At 42.1% G+C, this 5,339-nt stretch carries 5 protein-coding genes; all 5 read right to left on the reverse strand.

Features of this window, described 5'->3' with window-relative positions:
- Positions 1–1,469 (reverse strand): OmpA family protein (locus VNZ46_RS02595; RefSeq protein ID WP_325558505.1); only part of this gene is annotated, 1,469 nt, incomplete at its 3' end.
- A gap of 1 nt (position 1,470) precedes the next feature.
- Entirely contained in the window at positions 1,471–1,947 is a 477-nt protein-coding gene (locus tag VNZ46_RS02600) for a DUF4280 domain-containing protein (protein WP_325558506.1), read from the reverse strand.
- 20 nt (positions 1,948–1,967) lie between these two features.
- Positions 1,968–2,948 (reverse strand): hypothetical protein, encoded by a 981-nt coding sequence (locus VNZ46_RS02605; protein ID WP_325558507.1) that lies wholly within the window; start codon positions 2,946–2,948, stop codon positions 1,968–1,970.
- A 2-nt stretch (positions 2,949–2,950) separates the two neighbouring features.
- Complete coding sequence (locus VNZ46_RS02610) at positions 2,951–3,961, reverse strand: DUF2931 family protein (protein WP_325558508.1); 1,011 nt, start codon at positions 3,959–3,961, stop codon at positions 2,951–2,953.
- Positions 3,962–3,965: 4 nt separating this feature from the next.
- On the reverse strand, positions 3,966–5,339 hold a 1,374-nt coding region (locus tag VNZ46_RS02615; protein WP_325558510.1), incomplete at its 5' end, for a DUF2235 domain-containing protein.

Consider the following 5,339-nt stretch of genomic DNA (forward strand, 5'->3'; position numbering starts at 1 on the left):
ATTTTTGGGTGAATGGTTTCATTTCCATCCAGTTTAAGTGCCTGGGCTTCTTTCTTAGGTACCAATTCCCCGTAAGGCACATATCTGTGATGTGGTCTTGAGGGAAAATTACAGAGACCATCGGTGGTGAAGCTGTAGATCCTGATGGGTAAGTCCCTTGCTTTACTTTTTCCAGGCCCAATGGTTTCATACTCCATGCTCATGGCATTGTGAGTAAAGATTTTCAGTTTGATGGTGGTTCTCCTGTTCACTACACTGTCTTGTTTACTGAGCTTTTCGTCAGCATTGAGCAACTGGGTTTTACCATAACCTTTGGCCGTGATCCTGGAGGCATCTACATTTTTTGAGATCAGGTACTCCACAGCCGCCTTCGCTCTTTTTTCAGATAAGGCCATATTGTATTCAGGTGTGCCAAACCGATCCGTATGCGAGCCTAATTCTACCGGTATAAAAGCGATTTTCATCAGAATTTCCGCGATCTTATCGAGCTTCTTTTTATCTTCATTACGGACCTTATAGGAATTAAACTCATAATTAATCTTCTCGTCCAGGTAGAACTCTGAGTCTATGGAACCTTTCAATTTGATCTTTCCTTCATCAAAAATAGGGATTGGAGGATTTCCAATATCCGAAATCTCTATTTTAGTGAATTTACAATGGTCCGGTTGTTTCAGATTTTCGGCTGGCGGGCCAACTTTTGCAACGGTAAGGTTAAGCGGGGTGGCAACGGCAGATGTGCTCACTTTATTCTTTAACCGCAGATAGCGCCCGTGGTATTCTTGTTTAAAGCTGTCTTTAACCAGTACACCACTTTGATTGTCGGTAATTTTCACATACAGCTCCTGCACATCAGGTCCGTATTTTAAATTTGCATACCAATTATAAGTATTTCTGATCTGAAGATTGATCTCTCCATTTTCGACCAGCACATTGCTAAAAACGTCTACATCCTTATCTTTAAGCGGCGCTTGTCTTTTATAGACTTTTATCGTTAAACGGTGACCGTTTAATCCTTCAGTTTGCACGTTTAAATGCACATCATCGCCGAAATTGATGGGAGTTTTTCCTAAATTTTCTCCTTTATATGATTTACTCCAGGTACTTTTTACAATCAATGGGTCACAGATACCCCGCACCAGCAGACCGGTTTTCACATTCAGATCGATAGTACCTGTTAAACTGGCTTCCAGATAATACATGGGCACATTTCCACATAGTTTTTTTGGAACAGATAACGCACGAAGAGAGGGTGCTCCTGTTTTGGAAATCATCAGGATCTTGGTTCTTTTTGCATCTTCATACAGCCAGGTTACACTGTTCTTTTGTGCCTCTGTGGTTCCCGGGTACCATTCTACAACTTCGAAAGCATGGGCAACGTTCGGTGTTAAAACGATCACATTTGCATTGCTAGCCTTTTTGTAATAATATTCTCCGGCAACTAAATCTATTCTTTTCGGTCCTTTTGGCATACTATTCAAAGATTATACCTTCAATACTTATCGGTTCTTCTGTTAATTCTCTGGGATCTACTGCAGGATTTAAGGTTTTGCTCACCTTAGGTTCTGCACTTTTAAAATTCTGGCTCCCCGGTTCTGCAATCTGACCGTGTTTCACAATTTTTATGCAGCCTGCTCCCCCTATTGGACAGGTTGCTTTGCTGTCCTCCAGCAAAATCTTGCCGCCATTGGTGAGCGTAGTGTGCTCATAAAACCCTTTCCATTCCGTAACCACTGCATTACAGGGTTTGTTTCTTTGCATGGAACAAGATCCAAAGCAGTTTTTCTGGAAAGTCTGGCCAATATCTTTATTACTGGCAATATATTTAGTGCTGCCATCTTTATCATTGGCGTATTCCCGCTTATGCGTCTTCACTTTTAAAGTGTCCGGGCTTGTACCGTAATTACACATACACATTGCTCCGTCTACAACTAAATGTTTCTCTGCCATATCTTTGCTCCTTTACCGGGTTAATCCCATAAAAATTTAAAAGGATTTGTAATCTTCTTTTCCTTGGGCTCGTGGTTTCCATCCAGGAATACCATGCCTTTACGGACACTCTCCTGTAACATTTCCTGCTGGTCCTCTTCTTCCAGCCATTCAAATATTTTCAGTTCCGTTTCTTGGACCTCTCCCAGCTCCAGCCTCCACCTGCCAACCAGAGATCGTATAGACCTGGTTTCTTTTTCCAGAACCAATCTTATGCTATAATCTCCAGTTACCGGAATGGCTTCCGGATTCATCAGTCGCTCTATAGGAAAGCTTTGTTCTTCCTTCAAATCTCCTGCTGTTCGTTCGTCATCAGCCTCTCCTGTGTACTGAATCTCAATATGGCCGGCTGCATTTAACAGCGGATTCACCTCTGCAGTGCCTTTAAATCTAACCGGGGCGCAACGTCCGCCAATAGGAAAGCTTGAACGGGTCTCCAGAATGAAATTCTCCCCATAAGCCCTGTAAACCGGAGAAAAAAACACCGCACAGAACAGTTCATCTCTAAAAATCAGGTCTATTTTTTCCTTCGAAGAAAGACTTAGTTCCATGAGCTGCAGATATTTTTCAGTGGTTTCTCCTTTAAAATATTCTTCTACACTGCTCCGGGTATCTTTCCACCTGGACAGAATCTCCTGATAGTTAAATACCCCCATATAACTTCCATCAAAACCAATTTCCAGTTGCAGAGGGTAAAATACCTTTCCGCATTCATAGGCCAGCTGATCTGCCACCAGATCTGGTGCGATATCATTTACATATACCGGGGACGTCCTTTCCAGTTTAAAGACCCTGGAACGGTCTATAATTGTTTTCACATAGGTTACATCCAGATCAAACTTTACCGCATCTTCTTTACTTCCTGAAGTATAGGTATACACCACACCATAACTGCGTTTAAAATGTGGTGGTTTTAACTGCAGTTTCAAAGCATTATGATCTGTAAACTCTACCTGTTCCATAGCTATTTGTAAAAACTCTGTACTTTAACCTGCTGAAATGGGGTCTCTTTATCTTTGATCTTCAAATGAACCTTTGCATCCTTTTTTGATTTATCCAATACCACGACCAAATGGGCTTCTTCACCTTGCGGAATCTTAGAAAACACGGAAAAAGCCTCCTGTTCATCAAATTTGAGTTCTGTGCGCAGTTCTCTGTTCCGGTCATCCAGCCAATAGACGCTGAGTTCCTCTATCACTGCATTTGGCTTAACGCTCAGGTGCTGAAGTGCCTCCCCAAATACAAAATCTCTTTCCTTATTAAAATAATCCAGATCTATTCTTAACACTTTAGCCGTCGTCTGGATTTCCGGTTTCCAGTTGTACCTTTTCCTTAAACTTTCCCAGTAACCAAAAGGGATCTTGCCTGCCGCTATTTGTTCCTTTACTGAATCCGGAAGTTTTTTAACAATCACATCGACATAGGCTCCGATACCATCCTCCATAGAGGGATAAATCTTCTTCCAATCCAGGTTTTCTATAGGCTTAGCTTTGAAAAAGCCCACTTCAACTTGTTTACTTCTTGATCCGGTGAGCCAGACAACCAAGTCGCCTCCCGGCGCCATCCCAACTTTAACACTGTGGTAGTTTCCCCTGCCTCCTTCTTCAGAATCATCAGGATAACCTGCCGCAAATAAAGAATCTATTTTTTTGGTATCCAGTTCAAATTTTCCTCCATAGTTTTTCTTCTCCGTAAAGGAAAGCCAACTGATTTCCAGTGTATGTGGAACTTCTTTCATCTGCTCCCCTGCAATATTCACCGATCCGCTTTCGCCCCATCCATAATTGATTGCCCGGCCATCAGGAATATAAATACTCCCCTTTTCTCCATAGAGAAGAGCACCCTTGTAAATCTGTGCAGGGTAATTTGCTGGCGCGCATTCTGTTGGTATCCAATCGTATTTTTTCATTTTTTCCTGACAAGAGCTTAAAGTGAAGGAACTGACTATAATAAGTAACGTGAATAATTGTTTCATGGGCTTAAGTTGATCTGGGGTTAAAAACCATTCTTTCTCTTTCTCCCTTGTCATTGATACGAGGTTCTTTACCCACACCATCCCAGCTGGAAGAGAAGTGGAGATACCTGTTTCTAAGTTCCATCAGCATATTGTGGTCCCGCACTTGTGCATTGTATTTATCTACCGGGTAGGCTCCAACATCAACCATATTTTTTAAAGACTGCAGTTGACCTCGGCTGTTGAACACTAATGGAGGTGCTGTTTTAAGGATGGCGTAATTCTTTATCCTGGTATAGACATCAGTTAAAAGCAATTTCGAATTGCTCAAGGGTGCTGTAGGAATCTTATAAGCGGTATTGAGCAGATCTTCTACAAACTGGCAGGGATCAGTGCCCATTTCGAACATCAGGTGCAAGGGGATCAAACTGTATTTGTTACTCAGTACCCTGTTGCCCGTCAGTTTATAGGAATTTTGAATCTTCATCTGACTTCCCGTATACCATCCCTGTTCAATCAGTCGGTCCCGCTCTGCAGCCACCAGTTTATCCCTGTTGATCGGGGATAACATTTCTTCGGCAAGAGAAACCTCTTCATTGACATTATCCCTGTAACTGCCCCCAATGTCTGAATGCACGCCCGGAAGGGAGAGTTCAGTACCAGTGCTTACAGAAGTCAGTTCAAATTTTTCCCGGGTTTCATCTGCAGCCGTCAGATGTACAATCTTAGAAGCTCTGTTAATGGCATTTAAGTCCAGTTCCACCAGGTCATTACTGTGTTTAACGCCATAAGCGGACACGGTATCATACAAACCTGCAAAGCGAATCCGTACAAAGGCTATTTTTAATTTACTTTTGTCTGCCTGTTCTCCAAAATGACCTCTGGCAGGTTTATCATCCTCACTTGGAAGGGTGATTTCATGCACAAAATTTCTGGCCGCAGCGGCTCCGCGGCTAAAGCCAAAAACATCTACAGTTAAGGTACCCACATCTTTCTTGGTATTGGCTTTGATGGTTTTAACGAGTTCTTCACAACATTTTTTAACCTTACCCCTGATACCCGTAGAGCCTTCTCCGGTACCCATATCTTTTAAGCTGTCGTAATCATCATTCGTCGTGCCAATCCCTTCTATATAAATAGAAAAATAAAGGCTTTCCTTTTTGTACATCTTTTCCAGGTGATCTACATTGGTCCGGTCATTTTCATAACTGGTATTGTCTTGCCAGAAAGAGGGTTTGGCATGTGCGGTATAAATGGGAGAATTACTTTCTCTCCTGTTTATGTTGGTACGGTTGTTTCCTGTTCCATCAAAAAATAAACCGACAACAATATTGACCACATCTTCTTTAGTGGTCATTTTCTCTGGTTCTCCATAAACAATGCCGTCTTTGGAATTCTC

This window comes from Pedobacter sp. (genome assembly GCF_035566355.1).
Lineage (GTDB): Bacteria > Bacteroidota > Bacteroidia > Sphingobacteriales > Sphingobacteriaceae > Pedobacter.